General features: G+C 69.0%; 1 protein-coding gene. It reads left to right on the forward strand.

What is annotated here, in order from left to right; translation table 11 throughout:
• A partial coding sequence (locus tag RVY79_RS17305) for an efflux RND transporter periplasmic adaptor subunit (RefSeq protein ID WP_317465715.1) occupies positions 1-477 on the forward strand: 477 nt, incomplete at both ends.

Consider the following 477-nt stretch of genomic DNA (forward strand, 5'->3'; position numbering starts at 1 on the left):
GTGCAGGTCGGGCTGACCACGGACAAGGGTTTCCCGCACAAGGGCGCGCTTGACTTCGTCGGCAACACCATTGACCGAAGCACCGGCACGATCCGCGCGCGCGCCGTTGTGCCCAACCCGGATGGGCGCATGGCACCCGGCATGTTCGCCCGGGCCAAGCTGTCCACCGGCGCGGCGCGCGAGGCCGTCCTGATCGACGATCAGGCCGTGGGCACCGACCAAGGGCGCAACTACGTGCTGGTTGTGGGCGAGAACAACCAGGCCCAGTACCGGCCCATCGAACTGGGGCCGGTGGTGGACGGGCTGCGCGTCATCAACGGCGGCCTGCAGGCCGGTGAGAAGATCATCATCAAGGGCCTCGTGCGCCCCGGCATGGCGGTCACGCCGCGCATGGTGCCCATGCAGGCGCTAATGACCACCGTGCCCGACGCGAAGGTGCGCGGCGCGTTCCTCTCCGCCAACAGCGCGGTGATGTCA

This window comes from Chromohalobacter sp. HP20-39 (genome assembly GCF_033052815.1).
Classification (GTDB): domain Bacteria; phylum Pseudomonadota; class Gammaproteobacteria; order Pseudomonadales; family Halomonadaceae; genus Chromohalobacter.